Origin of the sequence: Salmonella sp. K21076, assembly GCF_039650795.1 — a bacterium.
Classification (GTDB): domain Bacteria; phylum Pseudomonadota; class Gammaproteobacteria; order Enterobacterales; family Enterobacteriaceae; genus Salmonella; species Salmonella enterica.
This window is the reverse complement of record NZ_JBCLYA010000014.1, coordinates 1-23656: the sequence shown is the minus strand read 5'-3', so window position 1 is coordinate 23656 and position 23656 is coordinate 1. Positions and strand designations below refer to the sequence as shown.

Annotated in this window: 20 protein-coding genes and 3 pseudogenes; 12 read left to right on the top strand and 11 right to left on the bottom strand. The window is 46.5% G+C overall.

Annotated elements, in window-relative coordinates; translation table 11 throughout:
• Nucleotides 1-19: 19 nt before the first annotated feature.
• Together AAYN39_RS06690 and AAYN39_RS06685 are read right to left on the bottom strand one after the other, a co-directional pair.
• Nucleotides 20-1129, bottom strand: coding sequence for a hypothetical protein (locus tag AAYN39_RS06690; protein WP_001803345.1), 1110 nt, complete (start codon nt 1127-1129; stop codon nt 20-22).
• 390 nt (nt 1130-1519) lie between these two features.
• Entirely contained in the window at nt 1520-2377 is an 858-nt protein-coding gene (locus AAYN39_RS06685) for a GyrI-like domain-containing protein (RefSeq protein ID WP_001768272.1), read from the bottom strand.
• 296 nt (nt 2378-2673) lie between these two features.
• Here AAYN39_RS06685 and zirU point away from each other — a divergent pair, with 296 nt between their 5' ends.
• The 4 genes from zirU to AAYN39_RS06665 all read left to right on the top strand — a co-directional run bounded on the left by zirU (nt 2674) and on the right by AAYN39_RS06665 (nt 7086).
• The gene (gene zirU / locus AAYN39_RS06680) at nt 2674-3519 is read left to right on the top strand and encodes a two-partner-like secretion system exoprotein ZirU (RefSeq protein WP_000273672.1); all 846 of its coding nucleotides are present in this window, start codon (nt 2674-2676) and stop codon (nt 3517-3519) included.
• Between the two features lie 74 nt (nt 3520-3593).
• Nucleotides 3594-5576, top strand: a complete 1983-nt coding sequence (gene zirT / locus AAYN39_RS06675) for a two-partner secretion translocator ZirT (RefSeq protein WP_000232041.1) — start codon at nt 3594-3596, stop codon at nt 5574-5576.
• Between the two features lie 20 nt (nt 5577-5596).
• Entirely contained in the window at nt 5597-6430 is an 834-nt protein-coding gene (zirS, locus tag AAYN39_RS06670) for a two-partner-like secretion system exoprotein ZirS (protein ID WP_001242932.1), read from the top strand.
• 98 nt (nt 6431-6528) lie between these two features.
• A complete protein-coding gene (locus tag AAYN39_RS06665; RefSeq protein WP_001062615.1) occupies nt 6529-7086 on the top strand; it encodes a peroxiredoxin in 558 nt (185 codons plus the stop codon).
• A gap of 105 nt (nt 7087-7191) precedes the next feature.
• Here the strand turns inward: AAYN39_RS06665 and AAYN39_RS06660 are convergent, their stop codons facing one another.
• A complete protein-coding gene (locus AAYN39_RS06660; RefSeq protein ID WP_000051816.1) occupies nt 7192-7530 on the bottom strand; it encodes a hypothetical protein in 339 nt (112 codons plus the stop codon).
• Nucleotides 7531-7557: 27 nt separating this feature from the next.
• Complete coding sequence (locus AAYN39_RS06655; protein ID WP_000097260.1) at nt 7558-8244, bottom strand: B3/4 domain-containing protein; 687 nt, start codon at nt 8242-8244, stop codon at nt 7558-7560.
• A gap of 43 nt (nt 8245-8287) precedes the next feature.
• Here AAYN39_RS06655 and AAYN39_RS06650 point away from each other — a divergent pair, with 43 nt between their 5' ends.
• A complete protein-coding gene (locus tag AAYN39_RS06650; RefSeq protein ID WP_000163369.1) occupies nt 8288-8890 on the top strand; it encodes a helix-turn-helix domain-containing protein in 603 nt (200 codons plus the stop codon).
• Between the two features lie 85 nt (nt 8891-8975).
• On the opposite strand, the gene AAYN39_RS06645 is transcribed toward AAYN39_RS06650, so the two are convergent.
• Entirely contained in the window at nt 8976-10007 is a 1032-nt protein-coding gene (locus AAYN39_RS06645; RefSeq protein ID WP_000493669.1) for a mechanosensitive ion channel family protein, read from the bottom strand.
• A 238-nt stretch (nt 10008-10245) separates the two neighbouring features.
• Between AAYN39_RS06645 and AAYN39_RS06640 the strand changes: the two genes are divergently transcribed.
• The gene (locus AAYN39_RS06640; RefSeq protein ID WP_000605645.1) at nt 10246-10500 is read left to right on the top strand and encodes a DUF2534 family protein; all 255 of its coding nucleotides are present in this window, start codon (nt 10246-10248) and stop codon (nt 10498-10500) included.
• Nucleotides 10501-10554: 54 nt separating this feature from the next.
• Here AAYN39_RS06640 and uspE read toward each other — a convergent pair whose 3' ends face one another.
• From uspE to ogt, 3 genes are all read right to left on the bottom strand, one after another.
• Nucleotides 10555-11502, bottom strand: a complete 948-nt coding sequence (uspE, locus tag AAYN39_RS06635; RefSeq protein ID WP_001262143.1) for a universal stress protein UspE — start codon at nt 11500-11502, stop codon at nt 10555-10557.
• A gap of 150 nt (nt 11503-11652) precedes the next feature.
• Nucleotides 11653-12405 carry a fumarate/nitrate reduction transcriptional regulator Fnr gene (fnr, locus tag AAYN39_RS06630; RefSeq protein ID WP_000611917.1) on the bottom strand — a complete coding sequence of 251 codons (753 nt, stop codon included), beginning with the start codon at nt 12403-12405 and terminating at the stop codon, nt 11653-11655.
• A 195-nt stretch (nt 12406-12600) separates the two neighbouring features.
• Nucleotides 12601-13116 (bottom strand): methylated-DNA--[protein]-cysteine S-methyltransferase, encoded by a 516-nt coding sequence (ogt, locus tag AAYN39_RS06625; RefSeq protein ID WP_000945036.1) that lies wholly within the window; start codon nt 13114-13116, stop codon nt 12601-12603.
• 257 nt (nt 13117-13373) lie between these two features.
• On the opposite strand from ogt, the gene smrA reads away from it, so the two are divergent.
• The 4 genes and pseudogenes from smrA (at nt 13374) to dbpA (ending at nt 18492) form a co-directional block, all read left to right on the top strand.
• Nucleotides 13374-13937 (top strand): DNA endonuclease SmrA, encoded by a 564-nt coding sequence (gene smrA, locus AAYN39_RS06620; RefSeq protein ID WP_001046807.1) that lies wholly within the window; start codon nt 13374-13376, stop codon nt 13935-13937.
• A 410-nt stretch (nt 13938-14347) separates the two neighbouring features.
• On the top strand, nt 14348-15502 hold the full coding sequence (locus AAYN39_RS06615; RefSeq protein ID WP_000945629.1) for a methyl-accepting chemotaxis protein: 1155 nt from the start codon (nt 14348-14350) through the stop codon (nt 15500-15502).
• Nucleotides 15503-15647: 145 nt separating this feature from the next.
• Nucleotides 15648-16631: a zinc transporter ZntB gene (gene zntB, locus AAYN39_RS06610; RefSeq protein WP_000387372.1), complete on the top strand. Its 984-nt coding sequence runs from the start codon at nt 15648-15650 to the stop codon at nt 16629-16631.
• Nucleotides 16632-17117: 486 nt separating this feature from the next.
• A pseudogene (gene dbpA, locus AAYN39_RS06605) lies at nt 17118-18492 on the top strand (ATP-dependent RNA helicase DbpA).
• A gap of 43 nt (nt 18493-18535) precedes the next feature.
• Here the strand turns inward: dbpA and ttcA are convergent.
• Nucleotides 18536-19471 carry a tRNA 2-thiocytidine(32) synthetase TtcA gene (ttcA, locus tag AAYN39_RS06600; RefSeq protein ID WP_001156215.1) on the bottom strand — a complete coding sequence of 312 codons (936 nt, stop codon included), beginning with the start codon at nt 19469-19471 and terminating at the stop codon, nt 18536-18538.
• Nucleotides 19472-19576: 105 nt separating this feature from the next.
• Nucleotides 19577-19729: pseudogene (locus tag AAYN39_RS06595) on the bottom strand (tyrosine-type recombinase/integrase); the annotation flags it as partial.
• 429 nt (nt 19730-20158) lie between these two features.
• Here AAYN39_RS06595 and AAYN39_RS06590 point away from each other — a divergent pair.
• Together AAYN39_RS06590 and AAYN39_RS06585 are read left to right on the top strand one after the other, a co-directional pair.
• Nucleotides 20159-21990: pseudogene (locus AAYN39_RS06590) on the top strand (DUF4765 family protein).
• 274 nt (nt 21991-22264) lie between these two features.
• Nucleotides 22265-22603 (top strand): SMR family transporter, encoded by a 339-nt coding sequence (locus AAYN39_RS06585; protein ID WP_000159242.1) that lies wholly within the window; start codon nt 22265-22267, stop codon nt 22601-22603.
• Nucleotides 22604-22655: 52 nt separating this feature from the next.
• Here AAYN39_RS06585 and uspF read toward each other — a convergent pair whose 3' ends face one another.
• A complete protein-coding gene (gene uspF / locus AAYN39_RS06580; RefSeq protein WP_001082296.1) occupies nt 22656-23090 on the bottom strand; it encodes a universal stress protein UspF in 435 nt (144 codons plus the stop codon).
• Nucleotides 23091-23656 lie beyond the last annotated feature (566 nt).

Sequence of the window (23656 nt, the reverse complement as noted above, 5' to 3'; positions counted from 1 at the left end):
CGGATTCTGCGCGTTTTATTTAGTCACAACCATGGTTAAGAATATTTTGGGTCAGACTTACACGCCGGGTATTAAGATAATCCGTCGCATAGAGAGCTTGATCGGCATCATTCGGTTCAAGAAGAAACGGCGTGACTTTAGGTATGAGATCAGCAAACAGGTTATATTGATCCACAGAGGCAAAATGCCGGGTAGCGCTGGCCCAGGGCATTCGCATCAGCTCTGCGTAAGAAGGGGATAGTTGAACAGGCAAATCAAATTCTTTCAGATTAGCAAGCATCTCCTTACTCATATAAAATGTGACCCTATTTTGCGAAAAGGTGTTAAGCACTGCCTTCAGTCGTTTAACTTTTGCTTCTTTACTCATGCTATTATCAAAAAAACGTGGTGAAAGCATAATAGCAATCGATGCATTTGGTGAAATAACATTATGTAGTGGTTTCAGGGCTACAACAATCTGATCGTTTGTGAAGATACGCTGCGTACCAGAAGAGGTAGTATAGTTTCCACCCAGCCAGATCACATAATCCGTTGTTTTGAGGGGAAGCGCTTTTTCCGGTATATTACCCCTGTCAGGTGCCACTGTTTCAATTGCTAGTGAGTCTTGTCCCCAGACATTATTTACTTTAGAACTCAAAAAATTATATTCTGAAATGTTCCTTAGTTTTAGTAGAGTTATCTGCGAGCGGGTAAAAAAGAGATTGAATCTCACTTTGTTCTGCAATTGCCGAAGTAATCTGAGCGTGTTCTGATCGATCAGATGAGTATAAAGACCAACAGTTTTTCCGGAAAGTATTGCTGAGGCATTGTTCGCAAGAAGCATCTCTTTTATAGCTCCTTGCCCAATAATCAGTACACAACGGTATTTTTCTGGTCTGATTTTATCTATGGGGATATCGGTAAGATTGACCAGGTCAGGAGTGCCATGCCGCCAATTATCATGAATGACTGCGGCTCCGGAGGCGTCTCCTCCGGCTCCCCTGGTGATAATAAGAGGAGGGTGGGTACTGGCATGTGCGATATACGAAAAACAAGCTACCATTGCTAGCGTTGTGTTTCTGATGGTTGTATACATATCGTCTGCCCTGATTTCGAAAATATGAATAATGTCTCCTCTTATAATGTACATCAAAAAGAGAACATTTAAATTAAACGGTATCTCAACGAGATAAAAGGTTAGCACAGTAAAGTATAGAGAGAATGTAATCATACCAACATTGTAAATGTGGGAGCATGAAGGCCCCGCAAGCCGCCCGGCCAGCATACTCCCATTAATAGTTAAAGTATGGACTTTGCTTTTACCGTAAACTGTAGCCAATATTACCTGATCACTACACCGTACAGTACTGTCAGAAATCTGTCCCCGGTGTCGCGTGCACGCAATTTATTTTTTTTAATTCTTTCAAAACGTTAATTATATTAATAGTCACTTATTTTACCAGAATCAATACTGAGAGTTTTATTACCGTTCTGAAAAGAGAAGACTTTTCAGATGAAATGCGTGGATAGTACGAAGTCATTACAGTACAGGGATGTAATAATAAAGATCGACAATGGATTCATTATTCTGTTGCTTTTGGACGGATGCCAAATGGAAGTATTCAATATCTTCTCCTTCTCTTCTGATAATATTCAGTTTTGGCAATATACACATATATATTGTATTGGAAAATTGTTGATATTGTTCCTTATGACCAACGAAATGGAATTTTGCATATTTACCACATTTTATTACCCTCGACATGGGTATTTTTCCTCCATCGACGGAATTATGTTCCATACCAAAAAAACTGCTTACGGCGATGACCTGGTCTTTGGTATTATCCGGCTTAAAAGACGAGAGACAATACACATTTTCGCCCCACGTCCTGAGCGTCTCATGAATGATTTTCCATTTTATAGGCGACGCTTTTTTAGGAAGGTCATTTGTTGCGATCTGATGAGATGTTTGAAATCCGAAAATTTCTTTTGACGTAAGCTGACAAATTTCGAACTGATAATGCCCATCACAGTCAAGCCAGTAGGGAGGCCGTAGGTTTCTGAGATCCCAGAAATCAGCCTTGCGATAGTTATTGGGATTGACGCCAAATGTTTTTTTGAACTCTCGACTATAGGACTGCACTGAATCAAACCCCATTCTGAACGCGATATCTGTGACCGACTGAGAGGTCAGCTTTAGCAGAGTGGCGCTTCTGCTCAACTTGCGTTGTCTGATATATTTTCCGATAGAGACGCCACACTTTTCTTTAAAAAAATCCTGCAAACTCCTTCGCGAATAACCTGTTATAACAACCAACTTTTCAATATCAATCCTCTCTTCAAGATTTTTTTCTATTTGCTCTAATACTGAGACTATTATGGCTCTTTTCATCATCATTCCTCTTTATTGAAGCCGAAAATATAAACATTTAAGGTGTTTGACATACGGTGTTATTAAACCAGTGGGGGGTTGTTAGCTTTTCTGGCAAAACAAGAAAGATTTAAATTGCTTGACGTTTCTGAATAAACTTTACACTTGGAGATCGGCTTTTGCCAGTAAAGCTAAGTAATTGGCATGGCGAAGGGCATAATTTCACAGACGGTTAAAATGATTGAATAATCCTGAATTTTTAGCCCGTGAGATTATAAATCTCATAATTATTTCTAATGATTTAATAAAAGGGATGAATTGTTTTGTACTTCAAAAAATCTTTATTAGCTTTAGCGATTTGTGCATCCGTGGTCTCAGTAGAGGCGGTGGCGAATATCAGAGCCAATGATATGGCTTCTTCTGCTACGCCTGCTTCTGTTGGTCACCGTCCTGTGGCAACTACTAATGCAAAAAAGATAGAAGTGTCTGGGGAACTGACGACCGGTTCAACCCTCCAGATAGCGGATGTTTTTATTGAGGATGAGGATGGGGATCCCTTATCGCTGGATAAAATGAATAATGCCGACGATATTAAATGGTATCTGGTGGATAATGAGGCCGCCGATCCTTCTGGAACCCCGGCGGCAACCGGGACGGCTTTTACCATTCCTGCTTATGCAGGCGGTAAAAAAATTAAAATCGTTTACCGGATTAAGACGGCAACGGGGACGCCGGATAGTGCATTCTTGCCTGCCACTGTCTTATTAACTTCTGCATCTTCTGGGGTGAGCGGCGACTCCGCCGCAGACGGTACAATTTCTAATAAGCTACGTTCTGTCACTATCAATGTGGTGAATGAAAGTGGTAAACCGACTGATGAACTCAACGGTACCAATGACGCCAACACTCCAGTGGTAGGCGGCACCCTTGAAGTGGTACTGGAATGTGCCGCCACAGCGGCGGCTGAGTGTGAGGTCAGTAATTATAACTTTACCTGGCAGATGGCGGATGCCGGGACACCAGATAGGTTCACCGATCTGAATAATACCAACGCTGAAAAGCATAAATATATTATTAAGGGAACTGAGCAGAATAAACTGTTCCGTGTCCACGTTACGCCTAAAACGACGAAAGCCACGCCGGAGAATAAACGCGCTATCCGTCGCTGATGGTTATCGCCAAATAAACATCTTATTTAAATACTCCCTCTGCCAGGCAGGGGGATATAGCAGGAGACAATAAAGTGGTTTTTTCTAAAAAACCCATTACTAAATATATAACCTGGGCCATTGTTACCAGTCAGATTCCACTGCCGGTCATCGCTGATAGCGATAATGAAATTCAGTCATGGATTGCAGGGACGGCATCGTCTATTTCTCCGCATCTGCAGGAGGGGACGCTGGAGGATTATGCCAAAGGAAAAATAAAGGCATTACCAGGGCAAGCCGCTAATCATCTGGTGAACGAGGGGATGAAGAGCGCTTTTCCGGAGATTATTTTCCGTGGTGGCGTCAATCTTGAAGATGGCGCGAAATATCGCTCATCAGAGTTCGATATGTTTATTCCCGTCCAGGAAACAACATCGTCTTTACTCTTTGGCCAGCTTGGCTTTCGCGACCACGACAGCAGCAGTTTCGATGGCCGCACCTATGTTAACGTTGGTGTGGGTTATCGCCAGGAGGTCAATGGATGGCTGCTCGGCGTCAATACGTTTCTGGATGCCGACATCCGTTATTCCCACTTGCGTGGCGGCATTGGCGGGGAAGTCTATAAAGACAGTCTGGCCTTTTCCGGCAACTATTATTTCCCTCTCACCGGCTGGAAAACGTCAGTAGTTCATGAATTACATGATGAGCGTCCGGCATATGGCTTTGATCTGCGAACAAAAGGCACGCTTCCCGATTTTCCCTGGTTCAGTGGCGAGCTGACATATGAACAGTATTACGGGGATAAAGTTGATCTATTGGGTAACGGTACATTAAGCCGGAATCCCCGCGCCGCAGGTGCGGCTCTGGTCTGGAATCCTGTCCCCTTGCTTGAGGTCAGAGCAGGATATCGGGACGCCGGTAACGGCGGATCGCAGGCAGAGGGCGGTCTGAGAGTCAACTATTCCTTCGGTACGCCGTTACATGAACAGCTTGATTACCGCAACGTTGGGGCGCCGTCGAATACGACTAATCGGCGTGCCTTTGTCGATCGTAATTACGATATCGTCATGGCGTATCGGGAGCAGGCCAGTAAAATCCGCATTATGGCAATGCCGGTGTCAGGCCTGTCCGGGACGCTGGTGATATTAATGGCGACGGTAGATAGCCGTTACCCGATTGAGAAAGTTGAGTGGTCGGGTGATGCGGAACTTCTCGCCGGACTTCAGCTTCAGGGGAGTTTGGGCAGCGGCCTTATCCTTCCTCAACTTCCGCTGACGGCGACCGACGGTCAGGAGTATAGCCTTTATTTAACGGTGACTGACAGCCGGGGTACTCGCGTGACCTCCGAGCGTATCCCGGTAAGGGTGACACAGGATGAGACCAGTTTCCGTTCCTGGATAAATGTTATCAATGACGATGTTCAGGTTGAGGACGGCAACTTTGTTATCAGTACGCCGCTTCCTGCCGGAGAAGAGGGGAAGGTTATTGAGTGGCACTACGTGCGCGAGCGTTCTGAAGAGGAGTGGGCGTCGCTCAAACCACGTCATATTAAGTATCAATCAGATACGCCGGGTCTGGCATTTAAAGCGCTCGGTGGTACAGAGCGTGACGGCCATTGGGTTGAACGGGTTCTGGTGACCCATATCGGCGATGATGCCCGCTCGCTCAAATTACATATTGAAGCAAGCGGACCAGACGATAAACATCCGGTGAAGGGTACCGTACTACTACAAGCGCAGTCAGACAGTATTGCGCAGAAGGTCACTTCTGTGGAGGTGCTTTTTACGCAGGGTACTGAAGAAGCCAACGGAAGCGTTACTGCGCCAGTCGTCGGAACAGAAATGCGAGCCAGAACGCTTTGTGTAAATAACACGGACTGTACTGATGCGTTTAATTATCAGTGGGAAATCTCGGATGAAATGAAATCCTGGCAATCCGTACCGGGGGCGACAAAGGCCACCTGGCTTCTTCCTTATAGTCTTAATGGGGAATCGCTTCAGAATAAATATATCCGCGTCAGAATTATTTCTGATAAGGGAAATGCTAAGGGTAATACCGCAACCTCTGATGCGAATTAATGTTTTAAAAAGGATCAACAGTGCGTATGTCGAAACATAATCTTATTATCTATAGCCTGCTTCTGGCGGCTGTGCCGATAAGCGTCTTGGCGGATTCGTCGACAACTTCCGCGGCAACCGTCGGGATGTTTTCTCCTCCTACGGCGCCGAGCGTTGGGCACAGACCAGGAACACCTCGTGATACCTACGAATTGAAGTTTAATGGACTTGACTTTTCTATTGAAAAGTATACACCTTTTCCGGGAATGACTATTGCGAGGGATGATAGATATCTAGGCATCAGCGATCCGGATAATAACTATCAGTCTGCGGAAACGTTTACTACAGTATGTACGTATTATCAGATCAATAAAGATAATTCTCAGCATATACTTAAACGTGAAAAGCCATGTGAGCATAAATTTAATATCCAAAAGGAACATCGGGGTTCAAAGATTAAACTAGAAATTTATAATGAAACGGATATGGCTTCAGCGTCAGGGTACACGCCTGTGCCATCGGTATCTGAATTTCAGTATATTGAAACAGAAACTATATCTAATACGCCAAGCCCAGATTTAACAGTTATGAGTATAGATAAACCTGTATTATCGCCGGGTGAAAGTGCCACCATCACAACTATTGTTAAGGATATCGACGGAAATCCTGTAAATGAAGTTCTCATTGATAAGACTGTAAAGTATGAAAATTCAAAAGGCTTATGGGATTATGGCCCTATTAAGAAAGAAAATGTGCCAGGTAAATATACACAAGTTATAACCTATCGTGGACATAGTAACGAACGTATTGACATATCTTTTGAATATGCAGGGGATTTGTTCAGGAAAGAAATTTCCATCAGAGGAAGACTATAAAACTATATTAATCATTATGGCTAATATAATTCTTTTTATCACCATCATCTTATTATGGATGTTCACCTGGTTTTTTAGCGGATTGCTAAATAATTATTATGGCTAAAATAATACAAATGTTAAAAGGAGAAGTTTTTATGACGCCAACAACAACACAAGATTATATCTCATTGGGTCAGGAACACGCTGTGACCTTTGGCAAAACGCAACTGACCCTCAAACCCGGTATACTGGCTGAAGGCGAACCATTACCCTGCACAAAGGGGCTGGTGAGCCATAATTTATTACCGGGTTACTGTATCCCGGGGATAAAAAAGCGGATTATTGTCGTCCCGTCACTGGATACGCCGGTTTGTGAATGGCAGGTAAAAGAATATAGTGACCGCCTTAAATCAGCGGGTAGCCACTCAAACCGGGCAGTATATGTGTTGAGTATGGATACGCCATTTGCTCAGGCCCGTTTTATTCGGGAACATGATATTCATCCCGGCATAATTTTTGTTTCTGACTACGCTTGCCGCCAGTTTTTGGATAATTCCGGGCTGAAAATTAATGAGCTCAGTATTTTTGCCAGAGCGTTGATTGAGTGCGATGAAAACAATGTGGTTACGCATGTTAGTGTACCACGAGATATCACTCATCTTCCTGTCTATTAATCACTTATATCAGCGCCGCCCCTGCACAGAAAACCGAATAACTGGCAATGCAGGGGCGCAGGCATTCTCCTGTGTGCCCCCACATTTAATACATATACTATTGCATCACGCATAGGGAACTGAAAATGATGCCAGCGGATGGGGCAGGTTAACGTTATGGCACCCCTGAATTTCTGCAATAATCGTCTGGTAACCGGAAAGCCACTTATGACTTTGTGATTTGGCCTGCTGGTGCTGTAAATTATTTATCAATAGCTCCATTGATTCGCGGGTCTGCCAGTAATAATTATTAACCATTCTTCCGCTGGCGGCATCGGTATAGCTTTCCATCCCAATATAGCCATCAATAGTCTGTGTATAGCGCTCAATCCAGCCATCCAGTTGATAAAACTCTTCGTCGTACTCTTTTTTTTCGAAAATAAAACTTGTCAGAAACAGCGACATGGTATTTCTCCTGTTACGCAATATCAATCAAACACCTATCAACGTGGATTCAAAACGTAAACCTGGCATCATTTTTTCAAGGCCGTCAGTCAGCATGTTTTCTGCCGCGTACAATTCATCAACCGGCATTTCCGGCAAGCTTTCAAGGATAAACCACATCATTTTATCTGAAGCGCTTAGTCGGGTACGTACTCCCTGACGCCAGTTCCAGCGCCGACAGGTGACGCCTCTGTCATCGCGCCAGATAACTTCGCCTGGTTCTGGCGACTCGGTAACGGGTTTTCCTTCTTTCAGGGTATCAAATGTTTCACTACCGTCTGCGAAAACCAGCCGCGGCGATCCACAATAAGCCGCGCTATTTTCGCCGCCTACCGGCACGGCATAGCGCAGGCTCACCGCGTTATAAAGATCAACGACCGGGTCCAGCGCCGCCATTGTTCCATCCTTCAACACGCGTTTTCGTAGCGCTTCAGCCGAGCAGGGGGTGCGCTTTGGTTTTGCGCCGAATGCTTTAAACACCGCATTCCAGGCGTCTATATGCGCCTGTGCCCACGCCGGTTGTCCGTTAATTACGGCCTGACAGGCCTCTTTTAACGCGATTTCTCCGACCTGCGCATCGCGAACCGGAGCGGCAATAACATTAATACTTAATGCACGAAAGCCGGGAGCGATACGGGCCAGTTCCGGGCTGATTGACGGTAACATAGAAGACATCGCATAATCCTGTAATGACTATTTTATTCTATGATATCGACCAATGACCAAAAAAGTCAACTTATCGACCACGGCGGGCGCCGACGTCAGCACAATAAATGAAGCTGTTTCCCAACGTATCAAACAATTTCGTAGCCAAAAAAAGATGTCGCTGGATGAGCTTGCGCGGCGTTCCGGCGTCAGTAAAGGAATGCTGGTGGAAATTGAAGGCTGTAAAGCTAATCCAAGCATTGCGCTGTTATGTAAGATCGCGGCGGCAATGGGAGTGTCCGTGGCGGATTTTGTCAACGTCGCCAGCGAGCCGATGGTTCATCTTATCAACCGGGATGCTATTCCGGTGTTGTGGCGCGGCGAGAAAGGCGGCAGTGCAAAACTAATGGCGGGAACCAGCGGGCCGGATATGCTGGAACTATGGCAATGGATAATGCATCCTGGTGAACAGTTTGAGTCGGCAGGGCATCCGGCAGACACCTGTGAATTACTGTTTGTTAATCAGGGAACACTGACATTAACAGTCGACGGTAGACGCTTTATTATTCGGGAGGGCTGCTCCGCTGTAGCCAGAACCGATATGCCTCATGCCTACGTTAACGACACTAATGAGGTGCTTGAATTTACCATGACGGTGAATGAAAAGAGCCGTTGATCACCGTAAGGAAGGCGCTAACAACCCGTCATCCGGACAGGGAAGCCTCGGTGCCCGATAAGCGTTATCGGGCACCGGCTATCTTTTATTTTATCGCAGGCGCGGCCTCCGGGTCATCGATATATAGCGTCTGGCTTGGGAAGGCGAAGTCAGCGCCGTTTTCCTGGACAATCGCAATAATTTTCAGGTAAACATCCTGCTGTACAGCAAGCCATTCCTGCCATATTGTTGTTTTGGTAAAGCAATACACCATAATATTCAGCGAAGAGTCGGCGAATTCATTAAAATAGACCAACAGCGTCTGTTTCTGATCGATATCGCTGTGCGCCTGCAGCATGTTTCTGATAGCGTCAACAATGAGGCCAATTTTGTCGGCATCTTCGTAACGTAATCCAATAACCGTTTTTATTCGACGGTTGGTCATCCGTCCCGGATTCTCAACGCTAATGGATGAAAAGACGGAATTAGGCACGTACAACGGGCGGTGGTCGAATGTGTTAATTCGTGTAATTCGCCAGCCGATTTCGGCGACCGTACCTTCGATATTTCTGTCAGGAGAACGAATCCAGTCTCCGATACTGAAGGGGCGATCGAAATAGAGCATAATACCGGAGAAAAAATTGCTCAGGACATCTTTGCCCGCCATACCAACAGCGATACCGCCGATACCGCCAAAGGTCAGCAGACCGGACAGACTCATGCCAAAATGTTCGCCATACAGTAAGACAATCGCGACAATAATGGTTATTTTTATGACCCGTGCCAGAATACGGGTACTGGTGACATCTCTACCTTTATTGACCTGTGCTTTTTCAAATTGGTTAATAATCAGGAAAAGTTTTATCGTCAGAATAAGCGCAATGAGCGAGGTGCAGATAAAATCAATGACCCCGGAAGAGATAAAACGCAAATTATAATCTTCAATAGCATTATTCAGGATGCTCCCGATGGTTCCAATAATAATCGCGTAAATAAAAAACTGTGCCGCATGGAACGTGAATCCTTTCTTCCACTGTACGTTACGGCTGAGCCAAAATCTCACGACCAGCAACGCCATACCGCAACTGAAAAGTATCGCCAGATTAAATGCGTTTTTGAGAAAAAATTCAGTGAACATTATTGTTTTCCGCTCCTTCCTACGATAACAGCTCAGAATGACCTGATTAACAGGTATTTTACCCAGGATAAACGCGTAGATCATCGATAAGTAAAAAGAAGAAATAGTGCTATCAGCTTTAATCTCAGCGGTTTACTTTTTATGTAAATACAATGTTACGTTTTATGGAGCAGACATCGCGTGATTGTCATGGTATTGTTGCTATCAGGTAACAAAGTCATCTGTAAAGGACAATACTATGATCATGATGAAGCTGAAATCGGCGAAGGGGAAAAAATTTCTGTTATGCCTGCTGGCAGTGTTTATCGTTGCGGCATCGGTGGTAACGCGCGCGACTATCGGCGGTGTGATTGAGCAATATCATATTCCACTGTCCGAGTGGACAAGCTCTATGTATGCCATTCAGTCGGCAATGATTTTCGTTTACAGTCTGGTGTTCACTATTCTGCTGGCGATTCCTTTGGGGATCTATTTCCTCGGCGGAGATGAGTAACAGGAATGAGGTGTTGGCCGGATGGCAGCGCCATCCGGCAGGACGGAAGAGGGATTAATCGTCCTCGTCGTCCAGTTCAACCGGTGTTTGATACTCATCAGGCTTAATGACTAACAGGTCGCAGCGCAGATGGTCAATGACCTGTTCGGCCGTGTTCCCCAAAAACGCGGCCGAGAGTCCGGTACGTCCAACGGTGCCAAGCACAACGATCCCCGCCTGGAGATGTTCGGCAAGATCCGGGATAACTTCTTCCGGCAAGCCTTTTTCTACATGCGTAACTTTTTCATCGATGCTGAATTTCTGGCGCAGCGCTTTCATCGCCAGTAAATGCTGGCCTCTGATGGCGTCGTTATACACGCTGGGATCAAATTCCGGCAGTTCAATGGCGATATTGATTGGCGTAACGGGGTAGGCGCCGACCAGGTGTACTTCGGTATGATTAACCTGCTCCGCCAATTGTAAGGTCTCTTTTACCAGCTTTTCGTTGAGAGCATTGTGATAGGGCTCTTCGCTTGCCAGGTTCACGGCGACCAGGGCTTTGCCGCCCTCTGGCCACGGCTGATCTTTGACCATCCACACGGGGCTTGGGCATTTACGCAGCAAATGCCAGTCGGTAGGGGTAAAAATGACCGCTTCCAGTCGATCGTGCTGATGCGCCATTTTCAACACCAGATCGTGACTGCCGGCGATAACCTCCTGGATGATGACCTCAAAGGGACGATTGTGCCAGACCACTTTTATTTCAATGGGGACACCGGCTTCAAGATAATATTTCGCCTGCTCACGTATCCAGGCTGTGCGTTGACTTATTACGCCCTGACGCATTGCGGTGCGTTCGTCAGGAGAAAGCAGGGTGGTCATCTCATACGAGAAATCGTAAATAGGCAGGAAAGCTTTAATTTTGCCGCCAATCCGTTGATGCAAATAAACTGCTCGCCGTAATGCGGGTTGGTCGTCCTGATTGGGATCGATGACCACCAGCATATTTTGATACATAGCCATACAGGGTCTCCTTACAACTGTCATCGCAGTTTGTAACTAAAGAGTAACTCAAATATGGTGAATGAAACAGGGGAAGCGCTTCTGCCAGATCAATAAATGAGAAAAATTTAACGATATGGCAGAAGATAACATCAATGGTTTAGCTGACGTTTAAGCGACGTTGCGGGTATGACCGGCGAGGGCCGCCAGCGCATCGCTGTTTTCAATAGTAATATACTTACCTTTCACCGCCAGCATACCGCTTTTCTGGAAACGCCCCAGCAGACGGCTAATGGTTTCGACCGTTAAGCCAAGATAGTTGCCGATATCGCCACGGGTCATCGTCAGGCGGAATTCACGCGGTGAAAAACCACGCTGCGCAAAGCGGCGGGACAGGTTGTAAATAAACGCAGCCAGACGTTCTTCGGCGTTTTTCTTCGACAATAACAGGATCATATCCTGATCGCCTTTAATTTCACCGCTCATCAGACGCATCATTTGCTGACGCAGGTTAGGCATTTTGCCGGACAGGTCATCCAGTGTCTCAAAGGGGATTTTACATACCATTGAGGTTTCCAGCGCCTGTGCAAAGCTCGGATGATGACCGCTGCCAATGGCGTCAAAACCCACCAGGTCGCCTGCTAAATGGAATCCAGTAATCTGCTCATCGCCTTGCTCGGTAATGGTGTAGCTCTTAATCGTTCCGGAGCGGATAGCATAGAGCGATTTCAGTTCATCACCTGCTTTAAACAGAGTTTGCCCTTTCTGAATGGGCTTTTTGCGCTCGATGATATTATCAAGCTGATCAAGCTCATGCTCGTTAAGTGTGAACGGGATGCAAAGCTGGCTGATACTGCAATCCTGGCAATGGATAGCACAACCGCCAGACTGAATGCGCCGTATAATTCGCTTTTCCGGGATCATAGGTCTGCTCAAGCCGTAATTGATATTTGTCAATTTTAACATCTTTTTGGTGAGCGCGTAAGTCTGAGCTATCCCGGAGAAGGAATAATTCAAGTATAAGTTTGATGAATACTTATATCTATTTGAAAATACGTAATTTATTTGTTGCTACTTTACATAAAAGTGTGACCGATAAGGCACTTTTTGCCTGTATATTCATAATAAAAGATAGCCTTCATGGCGTAATAGCCACTCTTTTCGCTGCACGCCGCCTGCGTATCCGGTCAGAGTGCCGTTACGCCCGATGACGCGATGGCAGGGAACAACAATACTGATGGGGTTAGCGCCATTCGCAGCACCCACTGCGCGTGCGGCGCCCGGTCGTCCCAGTTGCGCCGCCAGTTGGCCATAGTGCATCACTTGCCCGCAGGGGATAGCGCGCAACGCCTGCCATACTTCCCGTTGAAAAGGTGTGCCCCCCGTGGCGGTTTCCAAGGTATCAATTACGGCGAGATTGCCTGCAAAATAATCTGCAAGCTTATCGCTGAGTCCACCGGGGTTAGTCGCAGAAACGCGTTCATAGCCTTCGTGACGGTAGTGGATATTTAGCAGTTGCTCCATACGATCGCGGTACTGTTCCCACTCAATGGCCCGCAGTCGAAACTGCTCATCGCAAACCACCCATAACGGACCTAATGGCGTGGCTATCTTCTCTTCAAGTAATCTCAGCATCCGTTCTCTCACATCGTCTTAATCTAACGTAAGAGACAAGATATCATGCCAGGAATACCCGCAACCATACTCCTTAAAAGATAGTCAGGGATAACACATTTAGCGACAGTAATATCGTTGGCGGAGAAAAAGGGAGCCTGGCGAGACGGTTAATTGCCTGACATTGTCGCTGTTATTGGAAATAACTGTAAACCGTTGTCGGTATAACAGGGCACGGTTATGATAACGGCAGTCGCAAAAACGCTGGAGGATGAACCATGAACCTTGACGATAAAGCGCTGTTTCTTGACGTCATGGAGGATGTCCAGCCGCTGAAACGCCATACTGATGTACACTGGCAGCCAACGCGTAATCTTAAAACGCCCCAGCGTATCGACACGCTTCAGCTTGATAATTTCCTGACGACGGGCTTTCTGGATATTCTGCCGCTGAATGAACCGCTGGAATTTCGTCGGGAAGGATTGCAGCAGGGTGTCATCGACAAGTTACGCAGTGGGAAATACCCTCAGCAGGCCAGCCTCAATTTGTTACGCCAACCGGTCGAAACGTGCCGAAAAATGCTGTTTCGTTTTATCCTGGAGGCGCAGAAAGAGGGGTTGCGTAATGTCCTGATCATTCATGGTAAAGGGCGAGAGGCGAAGTCGCATGCCAATATCGTCCGAAGCTATGTGGCCCGCTGGTTGACAGAGTTTGAGGATGTACAGGCTTATTGTTCGGCGCTGCCGCACCATGGCGGCGGCGGGGCATGTTATGTCGCTTTACGTAAAACGGTGCAGGCTAAACAGGATAACTGGGAGCGCCATGCGAAGCGTAGTCGGTAAATCGTTGCCGCTGGCGGACAGGACCGCCAGCGCAAGCTCGCATGAACCCGATTTTATGCCTGATATAACGCCTCATCCAAACGCTCAGGATTCTGCAAGAGAACGGGCGATAACGCTGTCCACAGTAATAACACGGAGAAACAGTCATTCACTTATTTAAGCGTCTATTAAAATATACTGGCTTTCGACTTAACTATTAAGCAGAAAATGGTGATAAGTACATCACTTGTCAATATGGATGGATGAATATCCTGGCATAGCGAATATAGATGATTTTATCTATTGCACTAAGGGAAATGGCGATGGTCTGGTATTGAATATGGAGAATGTCAAAGAAACGAATGGCAATAGGTATCTGAAATGCTATAAAAATAAAACCTGTCTCCTATCCTGGTTGTAGGCCGTCAAAAATGTTGAGAAATATCAGCGTCAGGACATGCATTATTCTATTCATGGTATGTACGTTTCTTTTAGTGGATACTTTACAAATAACCTTTCTGCACGATCTCCCTATTTTAATTACGTGTAATATCATTTATCTGATCTCGGCATTACTGCTTTGGTGGTATATGACCTGCTATCTGGTAGTGCCAATTAATACCGCGAAGAAAAGTATTGAAGAGGTCGCAGCAGGAAACTTGTCTATTCATATCTCCGAATTTGGCAATAATTGCGCCGGGCGACTCATCCCCGGGATTAATAGCCTGTCGGAGAATATTTCCGCGCTGGTACGTGAAATCAGATCCTCTTCGCAAACGGCAATGACCCTTTCCGAACAACTGGCGGCGCGCAGTCTGTCGCTATCCGTAAAGACGGAACAGCAGTCGGCCTCGTTAATTCAAACTGCCGCCAGTATGGATGAAATGGCGGCGAGTACCAAAAACAATGCGGATAATACCCGAATGGCGAGCATACAGGCGGATTGTGCAACCCAATGCGCCCGTAAAGGCGGTGAGTTAATGGTGCGGGTTACAGAAAATATGCGTTCTATTACCGACTGTGCCTCGCAGATGACGGAGATTATTTCATTGATTGACGGTATCGCATTCCAGACTAATATTCTGGCGCTTAACGCGGCGGTAGAGGCTGCGCGGGCGGGCGATCATGGAAAAGGTTTCTCCGTGGTGGCCAGGGAAGTGCGTAATCTGGCGCATCGTAGCGCTGAGGCGGCAAAAAATATCAAGGCGCTGATCGACGTTACGCATGACAATGTGCGGCAGGGGGCCGCCATAGTGCAGGAGGCTGAAAAAAATATGCAGGAGATTGTTGGCGGCTCCGGGCAATTAAACGTGCTGATGAGTGAAATTTCCACCACCACGCGGGAGCAGGAAAAAGGCATTAACCAGATAACCCTGGCGTTGAGCGATCTGGAAAGCGCAACCCATAGCAATGTCTTAATGGTTGAAGCGCTATCTGCTTCTTCGGATGTTTTAAAGGCGCAGGTGATCGAGTTACAGACTAAAACCGACAAATTTCGTTTAAGCCAGCCGGGTTACAGTGAACATGCGCTGTCGCGCTCTCATGTATCACCTCTTTCGACCATCACCAGGCGCGGCCAGGCCTGATAATACATGTTTGGTAAGCGCCTGTTGCTAAGGCGCTTTTTTCGCACGTTCCCGTCATTCTTTTTGCGCAATGAGAAAATGAGAGATTGCTTAACCTTTCCCGAAAGCTAGACTAACGGCATGAGAGTTGTAACGTGGAGGCGCTGTGGAAGCCATTAAGGGATCGGATGTGAACGTGCCGGATGCCGTTTTCGCATGGCTACTGGATGGTCGTGGTGGAGTAAAACCGCTCGAAGATAATGATGTGATCGATAGTCAGCATCCCTGTTGGCTACATCTTAATTATACCCACCCGGACAGCGCCCGCTGGTTGGCTTCAACGCCTTTACTCCCCAATAACGTGCGTGATGCGCTGGCTGGTGAAAGCTCGCGCCCGCGCGTAAGTCGTATGGGGGAAGGGACGCTCATTACGCTGCGCTGTATTAATGGCAGTACTGACGAACGCCCGGATCAATTAGTAGCAATGCGTTTATATATGGACGAGCGGTTCATTGTGTCTACCCGTCAGCGAAAGGTTCTGGCGCTGGACGATGTGGTCAGTGATTTGCAGGAGGGCACCGGGCCCGTAGATTGCGGCGGCTGGTTAGTGGATGTATGCGATGCGTTAACCGATCACGCCAGTGAATTTATTGAAGAGCTACACGATAAAATTATCGATCTGGAAGATAATCTTCTCGACCAGCAAATCCCACCGCGCGGTTTCCTCGCGTTGCTACGTAAACAGCTAATTGTTATGCGCCGCTATATGGCGCCGCAGCGCGACGTCTATGCCCGGCTTGCGAGTGAACGGCTGCCGTGGATGAGCGACGATCACCGGCGCAGAATGCAGGATATCGCCGACAGGCTGGGAAGGGGGCTGGATGAAATTGACGCTTGTATCGCGCGTACTGGCATCATGGCGGATGAAATTGCCCAGGTGATGCAGGAGTCTCTGGCGCGCAGAACTTATACCATGTCGCTTATGGCGATGGTTTTTCTGCCCAGCACCTTCTTCACGGGGTTATTTGGCGTTAACCTGGGCGGTATTCCTGGCGGCGGATGGCGGTTCGGCTTTTCTCTGTTTTGTATTCTGTTAGTTGTCCTGATCGGTGGTGTTACTTTATGGTTGCATCGCAGTAAATGGTTGTAACAAAAGCGCTTTTCAGACCGTTTTGGGTGAAAAAACGCCGAGAAATTTGAGCGAAGTCAATAAACCATCTACCTATTCGGGGCAATATCTCTCTCGCAGGTGAATGCAACGTCAAGCGATGGGCGTTGCGTTCTATATTGTCTTGCTTCCTTTTTTGAATTACTGCATAGCACAATTGATTCGTACGACGCCGGCTTAGATTAGTCGGCTTTTTTTTGCCTGTAGGATATCAGCGTCTACCCTTTAAGAGTCTGAATGACATTCTGGAGGGTAATATGAGCTGTCTTTTGACCTTATTATATCTACACTCGTCCTTGTCGGACCCGATTCCCACTGACCCTGTTCCCATTCCTGAGCCGCTTCCCCGTCCTCAGCCGATGCCCGACCCGCCGCCGGACGAAGAACCGATTAAAATGTCGCATCAAACGTCCGGATCTGCGAGGATACGCGCCTGCTGACTATGAGTCGTTACCGCGAGAGTAAATTGTGACCGCTTTTTCAACCCTGAATGTTTTGCCCGCCGCCCAGCTCAATAACCTTACTGAGCTGGGCTATCTTGAGATGACGCCTGTCTAGGCCGCAGCATTACCCGTCATTCTGGCGGGTAATGATGTGCGTGTGCAAGGCCAGGACCGGTAGCGGTAAAACGGCGGCGTTTGGTCTTGGGCTCTTGCATCGAATTGATGTCACTCTGTTCCAGACACAGGCATTAGTGCTGTGCCCGACGCGGGAGCTGGCGGATCAGGTAGCCGGGGAGTTACGTCGCCTGGCCCGTTTTCTGCCAAATACCAAAATTCTGACCTTGTGTGGCGGGCAGCCCTTTGGCGCACAGCGCGACTCGCTTCAGCACGCTCCGCATATCATTGTCGCGACGCCGGGGCGCCTGCTGGATCATTTACAAAAAGAAACCGTATCGCTGGATGCGCTGCACATTCTGGTAATGGATGAAGCAGACCGAATGCTGGACATGGGATTCAGTGACGCCATTGATGAGGTGATCCGCTTTGCGCCTGCGACGCGCCAGACGTTGTTGTTTTCAGCAACCTGGCCTGAGGCCATTGCGGCGATTAGCGGTCGTGTACAGCAGCAGCCAATACGTATTGAAATCGATACGGTAGATGCGCTACCGGCTATCGAACAGCAGTTCTTCGAAACGTCGGCGCATGAAAAAATTTCGCTGCTACAAACGTTGCTTAGCCAGCATCAGCCAGCGTCCTGCGTGGTGTTTTGCAATACCAAAAAAGATTGTCAGGCCGTTTGTGATGCGCTTAATGCGGTAGGACAAAGCGCGTTGGCGCTCCACGGCGATCTGGAACAACGCGACCGCGACCAGACGTTGGTGCGTTTTGCAAATGGCAGCGCGCGCATTCTGGTTGCCACCGACGTTGCCGCGCGAGGGTTAGACATTAAATCGCTCGAACTGGTGGTTAACTATGAGCTGGCCTGGGACCCGGAGGTGCATGTCCATCGTATTGGCCGTACGGCGCGCGCGGGAAGCAGCGGCCTGGCGATCAGTTTCTGTGCGCCGGAAGAGGCGCAGCGGGCGAATATTCTTTCAGAAATGCTGCAACTCAAGCTGAACTGGCTGAATGCGCCCGCCCGGCAGCCGTTACTCCCTCTGGCCGCAGAGATGGCTACCCTATGCATTGACGGCGGCAAAAAAGCGAAAATGCGTCCGGGAGATATTTTAGGCGCGCTGACCGGCGATATTGGATTGGACGGGGCGGATATTGGCAAAATTAACGTGCATCCCATGCACGTTTACGTCGCCGTACGTCAAGCAGTAGCGCAAAAAGCCTGGAAGCAGTTGCAAAACGGGAAGATCAAAGGCAAGTCATGCCGGGTACGGCTATTAAAATGATCGATAGTATGGCGTCTCAGCGGAGTGCTGAGACGCCTGCAGATTATTTCACTTCGATAACATCAAGCCGCAACGCCTCTAAGGCGGTGTCATCTTCTTCCGGCTGCCAGCCAGCGGGCTGCAATGGAATCTCTTCACGATCGAACGCTAAATCACCGCCGTCGATGACCTCGGAACCGTGAGTTATCCCTTTGAAATCGAACAGGTTTGTGTCACAAAGGTGAGACGGCACGACATTCTGCATGGCGCTAAACATCGTCTCGATCCGTCCAGGATAGCGCTTATCCCAGTCGCGTAGCATGTCGGCAATCACCTGGCGTTGCAGGTTGGGTTGCGAACCGCACAGATTACAAGGAATGATAGGAAAGGCTTTGGCCTCAGCAAAACGGACAATATCTTTCTCGCGGCAGTAAGCCAGCGGGCGGATCACGATATGTTTGCCGTCATCGCTCATCAGCTTCGGCGGCATCCCTTTCATTTTTCCGCCATAGAACATATTCAGAAACAGGGTTTGCAGAATATCGTCGCGATGGTGGCCCAGGGCGATTTTGGTCGCGCCCAGTTCAGTCGCAGTACGATACAGGATACCCCGACGCAAACGCGAGCACAGCGAGCAGGTGGTTTTTCCTTCCGGAATCTTCTCTTTCACAATGCCGTAGGTGTTTTCTTCGACGATTTTATATTCTACGCCCAGCTGCTCAAGGTAGGCTGGCAGGATATGCTCCGGAAAACCTGGCTGCTTTTGATCGAGGTTGACGGCGACCAGTGAAAAATTGATCGGGGCGCTTTGCTGCAAATTACGTAAAATTTCCAGCATCGTATAGCTATCTTTGCCGCCAGAAAGGCAAACCATAATGCGATCGCCTTCTTCAATCATATTAAAATCGGCAATCGCTTCGCCAACGTTACGGCGCAGGCGCTTTTGCAACTTGTTGAGGTTGTATTGTTCTTTCTTTGTATTCTTTTGAATTTCTTGCATTATTTCAGTTCTCTGGTACTAAATGGGGCAAATTGGGGGCAAACTTTGCAACTACGATAACCGCGCATTCAACATCGCTACTTGTTCGTCGTTCATGTCATCAATCTACATACCGTAAATTTCATACACCATATGCGCAGTTTCATGCCCCATTTGGCTGGCGATAAATGCCGGGTTCGCTCCTGCCGTCAACAGCCAGCAGGCAAAAGTATGTCGCGTATGGTACGGATTACGGCGACGAATGCCAGCACGTTTTAATAGAGATAGTACCTTCGGATATTGTCAACTGTATACATCATGTAGCTAGGCCCGTTAAGAAGTGACGGGCTCAACTGAAATTCAGGCGCTGCAGCGTCCTGATGATGGTACGTTTCAAGTGGTTCCGTGGGGTGAACCGGGACAGGTGTAAAATGATATTCGGCACACCCTTTTTGCTCTTTTATTGGTGATATAAAATAACGTATCAGTATTTTATTATCTAATAAGATAGTGCAGTGTGTTTAATTATCGTTGGGTAAGATCATTTTACCGTATACTATTTAAAATTTTCTTGCCTATTCTGGTGGTCATATTGAATTAAAAATAGCCTGTATCATATGTACAGTTCAGACAAATTATTTGCGATGAGAATTGCTACCTGATATCTACACCTTATGATGTATACCATAATTCTGGCTGGAGAATGTAATGCGTATAACAGTAAGTGATATATCAACCAGAGAATCACAGCAGACGGTACAGATACAAGCTATCAGAAGTTGGGATACCATACCGTACCTTTCAATGTTGGATGGACTTTATCAGGACGATATCTTTCATGAGCAAATATCTAATTTACCAGAAGAATATATTAAGCTGGATGAGATGGCCAAAGATGAAGAAAAGAACAGCTTAAATATTTATGAATTCTTCTTTGAGCCAACACATGAAATTATATGTGAAGAAATCCAATCAACATTGGATTTTTATTATTCAAATAGCGCAACCTTCCGTAGGCTGGTTAATTATAAAGTAGAGCGCAGTATCAATGACGATGTAGATACCAATAAATGCGAGGTAAAGATATCTCTAAATTACAGTTACGAAAATATTGATGGGGGGCGAGGATGTTTATCGCTTCCATTTGATCAAAACGGCTATCCAATTCCCCCTGACTTTCACAACTGTGTAAATGGAATCACATCAAAAAAAATGTTGTTAGATCTATTTCTAAAACATATTTTGCACGATCATTTAAATGCAAGCGGTGAAGTTGCAAACGTTTACGCCAATGTTATTTATAAAGAGATTGATCCCGCTGCAATTGCACATACATCGTCGTGTTTTTCTCAGGTAACGATGAGTGGTGAACATGAGCTATTTAATGTAGATAGCGTAACTGTTCCACCTAAAAGCACTGAGCAAATTATATTTGAGGGAAAGGAAATTCAAAAGCAAATTTTCTTATCTTCTCATAGCCGCAATCATCTTCAGCCAGTAACCATTCATAAAATGGACAGGAGTATTAAAAACATTGCAGTAACTGGTTTGTTATTATCATCAAGATTAGCAGTAACATCTGGTGATTATAGGATAAAAAATGGTAATTCAGAGGGTGAGAATGATTTTTTACCTGTTAAAGAATTACAGAGATATGAAAGGGCTCTCCCGGAGGATCATCCTGCCCCAACTACGGAGCCTAACCTGGCAGGTAAGGTGTTAGATGGCCTATTTGAACACGTTACATCTATGGCAGGGGGACGCTACAGAAAACAAGCCTCATATCCACCGCTGTCATCGGAAGCGCCTAATACGATAAAATATGGCGACAGAGAGCTCGTTTTAACTAAAGAACCCGGTTCAGAAACGTATCAGGCAACCTATTCGGATAGCGGAAAAAATTCAGCCATAACATTTTACCGATCTTCTGATGGAAGATTTTATCAGGCGTCAGGGCTGAAAGGTGGGGGGCTTATTCGCCATATTGATAAGCCTTATTCAGAGTTAAGAGAAGGAGACACGGGTTATGATGAAGAGCTTCTGGATATTACGGATGATTCCCCCTTACTGGAAGATATACTGGCCTCTCTGTCAGAAAATTTATACCCTACATCAGAAGAAAATGTACAAAGTATTTATAAGAAATACCAGAGTGGGGATGCTGTAGCAGGGGAGACTGAAGTTGTATTATGCCGAGGTACAATAGGTCCGCAGGCTGAAAATATTGTTAGTTTTAAAACAGCAGGCGGTATTGAGGGGGCGATGTAGAGGTATTGCCTGTCTCTGCTGAAATAGCCAAAGAGCAGGTTCGAAGTGGAAGAATCGTACCTGAATATACCACCGATCTTAGTGTTGCCGACAGGTTCAGCAGGGAACATTATCTTATTATCGTTAGGGTAAAAGTCAAATATCTTACACGAGGTAGTGTCAGTGAAAGTGGCTGGGTTATGCCAAAAAACACACCAGTGGACCCTGTTGGTATAATTGACAGGACATATGGTAAAGCAGAAAATACGGGGCAGGCAAACGCTTCTAAGTAATCATAAATCCTGAACAGGTTTATTGTTGTTATCTCTCGTGTATGAAAGGTTGCTTTTATACTTTAATTAATTCGAGTTGCAGGAAGGCGGCAAGCGAGCGAATCCCCAGGAGCTTACTCAAGTAAGTGACTGGGGTAAGGGAACGCAGCTGCAGCACATGCAACTTGAAGTAGGTTATGGCGAGATACGCAACGGGTCAAAAGCGTCTTTATTCTGTCATCCGTATTAATTAAGATGTCACCACGACCAGAAAAATATCGGAACGAAGAGATGTATGACTAAAGAAGCTGTAATCTTTCTATTTATCGCCATCGTGGTAGAAGTTATCGCCACGATCTCATTAAAATTATCGGATAGTTTTACGCGTCTGGTACCGAGCCTCGTTACCATCATCGGATATTGTATCGCGTTCTGGTGCCTTACCATCCCTATGCGAACCATCCCTGCGGGTATCATTTATGCCATTTGGTCTGGGGTAGGGATTGTTCTTATTGGATTGATAGGATGGCTGTTTCTTGGCCAAAAATTGGATGTGCCGGCTATTATTGGCATGTTGCTTATCATCTGCGGTGTAATCGTAATCAATCTGTTTTCAAAAAGCGTCAGTCACTAGGCGATGATGATGGTTGATTTGAGCCCGCACTCTCTTATGCGGGCTCGGGTATTTAGCGCACCACCAGTACGGAGCATTCCGCATGACGCACAACGGCTGCGGCGTTGGAACCCAACAGATAGGTAGTAATATCCGGACGATGCGAGGCGATAATCACCATATCGGCCGGTAATTTTTTTGCCATTTCCAGAATCTTATCTTTAGGAGAGCCTTCTGCCACGTGCGCCTGCACGCGGTCCGCGGGAAGGTTGAATTTCTTGATAATCGCTTCCAGTTGAGATTTGGCTTCGGCTTTCAAATCGTCCATTGCGGGGAGCTCTGCTGAATAAGCCAGTCCCAGTGAAGCGTAATAGGGCAAAGACGGGATTACAGTCAAAAAGTGCACTTTAGCGTCGTCAATCTTTGCTTCGGCTTCAACATGTGAAATCACGCGTTGAGTTAATTCTGAATCTGAAATATCGATGGGTACAAGAATCGTTCTGTTCATAAAACCTCCTGTTTAAGTATCCACTGAAATTCTACTCCCTAAAGGCACTTTATGTACAATGACATACGTCACATTTTAGGTGCTGCTCCACGATACTCTGGGGGGACTACCAACAGGGGAGGACGGCGTAATATTAAGCGCATTCCCCGTAAATAATCAGCGAGTTGACGTTAAAACGTTATTTCTGCCTTGTCAGGAAAGACCTAAAAAGAGATGTTACCGTTTAATTCAATAATTAATGAAATAATTCGCAGTGAAATAGATATAATTTATACGAATGCTTTTAGGGGTATTATACGAAATAAAAATTATACAATATCATTCGGTTACGATATTCTACGCCTGTTATATGCCTTTATTGTCACATATTCATTTTGTCGTTGGGCCATTGCGTTAACCTTTGCTTTCCAGCGTATAAATTGACAAGCCCGAACGGATGTTCGGGCTTTTTTTGTCTATGGAAAACCCCCAGCTAGGCTGGGGGTTCCGGAAAGCTTTCAGCTTTAAGCCAGTTATTAAAACCCCTTTTGATTTGTTAAAACATCTTGCGGTCTGGCAACTGCAAA

Bases quoted from the DNA above. Each gene is read 5' to 3' on its own strand.
- AAYN39_RS06690 (WP_001803345.1), bottom strand. From the start codon at position 1,129: ATGTACATTATAAGAGGAGACATTATTCATATTTTCGAAATCAGGGCA.
- AAYN39_RS06685 (WP_001768272.1), bottom strand. From the start codon at position 2,377: ATGATGATGAAAAGAGCCATAATAGTCTCAGTATTAGAGCAAATAGAA.
- AAYN39_RS06665 (WP_001062615.1), top strand. From the start codon at position 6,529: ATGGCTAAAATAATACAAATGTTAAAAGGAGAAGTTTTTATGACGCCA.
- AAYN39_RS06660 (WP_000051816.1), bottom strand. From the start codon at position 7,530: ATGTCGCTGTTTCTGACAAGTTTTATTTTCGAAAAAAAAGAGTACGAC.
- AAYN39_RS06655 (WP_000097260.1), bottom strand. From the start codon at position 8,244: ATGTCTTCTATGTTACCGTCAATCAGCCCGGAACTGGCCCGTATCGCT.
- AAYN39_RS06650 (WP_000163369.1), top strand. From the start codon at position 8,288: ATGACCAAAAAAGTCAACTTATCGACCACGGCGGGCGCCGACGTCAGC.
- AAYN39_RS06645 (WP_000493669.1), bottom strand. From the start codon at position 10,007: ATGTTCACTGAATTTTTTCTCAAAAACGCATTTAATCTGGCGATACTT.
- AAYN39_RS06640 (WP_000605645.1), top strand. From the start codon at position 10,246: ATGATCATGATGAAGCTGAAATCGGCGAAGGGGAAAAAATTTCTGTTA.
- uspE (WP_001262143.1), bottom strand. From the start codon at position 11,502: ATGGCTATGTATCAAAATATGCTGGTGGTCATCGATCCCAATCAGGAC.
- fnr (WP_000611917.1), bottom strand. From the start codon at position 12,405: ATGATCCCGGAAAAGCGAATTATACGGCGCATTCAGTCTGGCGGTTGT.
- ogt (WP_000945036.1), bottom strand. From the start codon at position 13,116: ATGCTGAGATTACTTGAAGAGAAGATAGCCACGCCATTAGGTCCGTTA.
- smrA (WP_001046807.1), top strand. From the start codon at position 13,374: ATGAACCTTGACGATAAAGCGCTGTTTCTTGACGTCATGGAGGATGTC.
- AAYN39_RS06615 (WP_000945629.1), top strand. From the start codon at position 14,348: ATGTTGAGAAATATCAGCGTCAGGACATGCATTATTCTATTCATGGTA.
- ttcA (WP_001156215.1), bottom strand. From the start codon at position 19,471: ATGCAAGAAATTCAAAAGAATACAAAGAAAGAACAATACAACCTCAAC.
- AAYN39_RS06585 (WP_000159242.1), top strand. From the start codon at position 22,265: ATGACTAAAGAAGCTGTAATCTTTCTATTTATCGCCATCGTGGTAGAA.
- uspF (WP_001082296.1), bottom strand. From the start codon at position 23,090: ATGAACAGAACGATTCTTGTACCCATCGATATTTCAGATTCAGAATTA.